2 protein-coding genes are annotated in these 5,236 nt (G+C 41.9%); both read left to right on the plus strand.

Going from position 1 to position 5,236, the window contains the following annotated elements; translation table 11 throughout:
• A partial coding sequence (locus tag ACJJVI_RS00075; RefSeq protein WP_405349600.1) for a gliding motility-associated C-terminal domain-containing protein occupies positions 1 to 5,046 on the plus strand: 5,046 nt, incomplete at its 5' end.
• A gap of 64 nt (positions 5,047 to 5,110) precedes the next feature.
• A partial coding sequence (locus ACJJVI_RS00080) for a type IX secretion system membrane protein PorP/SprF (RefSeq protein WP_405349575.1) occupies positions 5,111 to 5,236 on the plus strand: 126 nt, incomplete at its 3' end.

Below are 5,236 nucleotides of genomic sequence, written 5' to 3' on the forward strand. Positions count from 1 at the left end.
GATACGAGTAATGCAATCTGGCAAGCTGCCGATTGTGATGGAGATGGAGATTCTAACGGAACCGATCCAGACCCAGCAGATCCATGTGTGTTCACAGCAGGAAGTACAGCAGATACAACAAATCCAATTTGGCAAGCTGCCGATTGTGATGGAGATGGAGAGACTAATGGAGATGATCCAGCTCCGTTTGATCCTTGTGTAGGAGTGGAACTTGCTAATGTTGATTTATCAGATAACAACACAGATTGGTATAATGCTGATTGTGATGGAGATGGTGTAATTAATGGTTTAGAACTAGATCCTGATATGGATGGTATTGCCGGTCCTAATGGAACCGATTTAAATGATCCTTGTGATTACAATGAAGATGATGTGGTAGATGGGACTCAGGCGGAGCCATGGTTGTCCGCTGATTGTGATGGAGATGGTGTTTTAAATAGTGCTGAAATAGCAAATGGAACTGATCCAACTGATGCATGTGATTATATAGATGGAGCTGCAACCGTACCAGCTACGAGCATGGGAGACTGTGACGGAGATGGAGTAACGGATGCCGATGAGATTAATGGACCAGATGGAGATCCAACGACACCAGACGGAACAGATAGTAATGACGCCTGTGATTATGATGTAGCAGATATANTACCAGCTACGAGCATGGGAGACTGTGACGGAGATGGAGTAACGGATGCCGATGAGATTAATGGACCAGATGGAGATCCAACGACACCAGACGGAACAGATAGTAATGACGCCTGTGATTATGATGTAGCAGATATAAGTTTACCAGTAACCAGCACAGTAGATTGTGATGGAGATGGAGTAACGGATGCTGATGAGATCAACGGACCAGATGGTGATCCAGCTACAGCAGATGGGACCGATCCAAATGATCCATGTGATTACGATCCAGCAAGTGTGACGTTAGCAGTAACAAGTACCGTAGACTGTGATGGAGATGGAGTAACGGATGCTGATGAAATAGCAGCAGGAACCGATCCAAATGATCCATGTAGTTACAATGTTGCAGATGTAACCGTAGTAGTAACAAGCACGGTAGATTGTGATGGAGATGGAGTAACGGATGCAGATGAAGTAAATGGACCAGATGGTGATCCAACGACACCAGATGGAACTGATCCAACTGATGCATGTGATTATATAGATGGAGCTGCAACCGTACCAGCTACGAGCATGGGAGACTGTGACGGAGATGGAGTAACGGATGCCGATGAGATTAATGGACCAGATGGAGATCCAACGACACCAGACGGAACAGATAGTAATGACGCCTGTGATTATGATGTGGCAGATATAAGTTTACCAGTAACCAGCATTGTAGACTGTGATGGAGATGGAGTAACTGATGCCGATGAGATTAACGGGCCAGATGGTGATCCAGCTACAGCAGATGGAACCGATCCAAATGATCCATGTGATTACGATCCAGCAAGTGTGACGTTAGCCGTAACAAGTACAGTAGATTGTGATGGAGATGGAGTAACTGATGCTGATGAAATAGCAGCAGGAACTGATCCAAATGATCCATGTAGTTACAATGTTGCAGATGTAACAGTTCAAGTAACAAGCACAGTAGATTGTGATGGAGATGGTGTAACTGATGCGGATGAAATAGCAGCTGGAACCGATCCAAATGATGCTTGTGATTACGATCCAGCAAGTGTGACGGTAACTGTAACAAGTACCGTTGATTGTGATGGAGATGGAGTAACCGATGCCGATGAGATTGCAGCAGGAACAGATCCAAACGATCCATGTGATTATAACGTAGTAGATATTACAGTTCCAGTAACAAGCATAGTAGATTGTGATGGCGATGGAGTAACGGATGCCGATGAGATCAATGGACCAGATGGTGATCCAGCTACAGCAGATGGTACGGATCCAAATGATCCATGTTCATATGATCCAGGAAGTGTAACGTTAGCTGTAACAAGCACAGTAGATTGTGATGGTGATGGAGTAACTGATGCTGATGAAATAGCAGATGGAACTGATCCAAACGATCCATGTTCTTATAATGTGGGAAGCGTTAGTGTATCAGTAACAAGTATAGTAGATTGTGATGGAGATGGAGTAACGGATGCAGATGAAATAGCAGCAGGTACCGATCCAAATGATCCATGTGATTATAATGTAGCAGATGTAACAGTTCCAGTAACAAGTACCGTTGATTGTGATGGAGATGGAGTAACCGATGCCGATGAGATTGCAGCAGGAACAGATCCAAACGATCCATGTGATTATAACGTAGTAGATATTACAGTTCCAGTAACAAGCATAGTAGATTGTGATGGCGATGGAGTAACGGATGCCGATGAGATCAATGGACCAGATGGTGATCCAGCTACAGCAGATGGTACGGATCCAAATGATCCATGTTCATATGATCCAGGAAGTGTAACGTTAGCTGTAACAAGCACAGTAGATTGTGATGGTGATGGAGTAACTGATGCTGATGAAATAGCAGATGGAACTGATCCAAACGATCCATGTTCTTATAATGTGGGAAGCGTTAGTGTATCAGTAACAAGTATAGTAGATTGTGATGGAGATGGAGTAACGGATGCAGATGAAATAGCAGCAGGTACCAATCCAAATGATCCATGTGATTATAATGTAGCAGATGTAACAGTTCCAGTAACAAGCACAGTAGATTGTGATGGTGATGGAGTAACTGATGCGGATGAAATAGCAGATGGAACAGATCCAAACGACGCATGTTCATACACAGTTGGAAGCATAAGTGTTGCGGTAACAAGCACAGTAGATTGTGATGGAGATGGAGTAACCGATGCAGATGAAATAGCAGCTGGTACTGATCCAAATGATTCATGTGATTATAATGTAGGTGATATCACTGCACCAGTAACGAGTGTAGTAGATTGTGATGGTGATGGTGTAACAGATGCAGATGAAATCAATGGTCCAGATGGCGACCCAACAACTCCTGACGGAACAAATCCAAACGACCCATGTAGTTATGATGTAGGTAGTATAAGTGTGTCAGTAACAAGCACAGTAGATTGTGACGGTGATGGAGTAACAGATGCCGATGAAATAGCAGATGGAACGGATCCACAAGATCCATGTGATTTCAATGCAGCTAGTGTAACTGTTGCACAAACAGGAGATTATTTAGCCGCTGATTGTGATGGTGATGGTATTTCAAATGGAGATGAACTTGCGCAAGGAACCGATCCAAATGATCCATGTGATTATGATGCTTCAGCACAGAATATCAATGATGTCTCGACACTTTGGTTAGGTGGAGATTGTGATGGTGATGGTGTATCTAATGGAACTGAAATTGGTGACGGTACAGATCCACAAGATCCATGTGATTTTGATGTGAATAGTCAAGTAATTGCAAATGTTACTAGCACATGGAATAGTTTAGATTGTGATGGTGATGGTGTAACCAATGGTGACGAAGTGATAGACATGACAGATCCACAAGATCCATGTGATTATGTGTTAGCTAGTCAAACGTTAACACCTTCATTAGCATGGGAAGCTTTAGATTGTGATGGTGATGGTGTAAGTAATGGTGTTGAGATAATCGATGGTACAGATACGCAAGATCCTTGTGATTTAGTGTACACCAGTCAAGATACTATTCCTACAACGGTTTGGACTAACTCCGATTGTGATGGTGACGGTGTTACAAATGGTGATGAAGTTATAGATGGAACAAATCCAATTGATTCTTGTGATTTCATGCTTGAAAATGTAACAGTTCCTCAGACAATGGCATGGGAAGCATTAGATTGTGACGGTGATGGAGTTAGTAATGGAATAGAGGTTGTAGATGGCACAGATCCTTTAGATCAATGTGACCTGAACGTTAGTAGTCAAGACTTAACTCCAAGTGCTGATTGGCAACTTCTAGACTGTGATGGTGATGGTGTTACAAATGCAGATGAAGTTGCAGATGGAACTAATCCTACTGATCCTTGTGACTTTATTGTTGCTAGTCAAACAACAACAGTTGGTGGAGACTTTAATGATGCAGATTGTGATGGCGATGGTGTTACAAATGGCGATGAAATTATAGATGGAACAGATCCAAATGATTCATGTGATTTCTTAACAGCTAGTCAGACCGTAGATACATCAGATGAATATGGTCAGTTAGATTGTGACGGTGATGGAGTGTCTAATAGACAAGAGGAAATTGACGGAACAGATCCTCAGGACCCATGTAGTTATGAGGCTATATCTCAAGACTTGGTTGCTGCCACAGGAGAATGGGATAATCTAGATTGTGATGGTGATGGAGTCAGTAATATTGACGAACTATTACCGCCAAATGGAGGAACTCCTACAGATCCTCAAGATCCTTGTAATGTTGATCTTGATAATCAAAGTATGACGCCTGATCAAGCATGGTTAGATGCTGATTGTGACATGGATAATGTTTCAAATGGAGATGAACTCGGTCAAGGAGATACTGATGGTGATGGTATACCAGATGTGTTCGATATCGATGATGATGGCGACGGTGTTGCTACGATTTACGAGGACTATGATGGTGATAACGATCCTACTAATCAAGATTCTGACGGAGACGGTATTCCAGATTATTTAGATGTTGATGATGACGGTGATGGTCTTGCTACTGCAGATGAAGGAGCTAATCCGGATGGAGATCTTAATCCTAACACTGGTGATACTAGTGATATTGATGGAGATGGTATCCCAGATTACTTAGATCAGGATGCTAGAAGAGTTAGAGTATGGAACGCAGTTACCCCAGATGGAGATGGTCAGAATGACTTCTTCTTCATAGAAGGAATTGAGAACTTTGAAAACACGGTTAGAATCTTTAATCGTTGGGGAATTGAAGTCTTCAATGCAGATAATTATGATAACTCTACTAAACGTTTTGTAGGAGTATCAGATGGAAGGACTACAATAGGTCAAGGAGATAAATTACCTACAGGTACTTATTACTATGTAGTTGAGTATATCGATGACTTTGGTGGTGTTCAACAGATAGCAGGATACCTTTATATACGATAAATGATTAAAAAGTATCCCGATTTGTTTGACATTTCGGGATACCTTAATTGAAACATAAGAAGAGATGAATAAATTATTAACTATTATATTATTGTTCGCTTTCGCGAAAGCGGTTACTGCACAACAGGATCCACAATACACGCAGTATATGTATAATCCAATAACGATTAATCCGGCATATGCAGGAAAT

This window comes from Nonlabens sp. Asnod3-H03 (assembly GCF_045063665.1).
GTDB classification, from domain to species: domain Bacteria; phylum Bacteroidota; class Bacteroidia; order Flavobacteriales; family Flavobacteriaceae; genus Nonlabens; species Nonlabens ulvanivorans.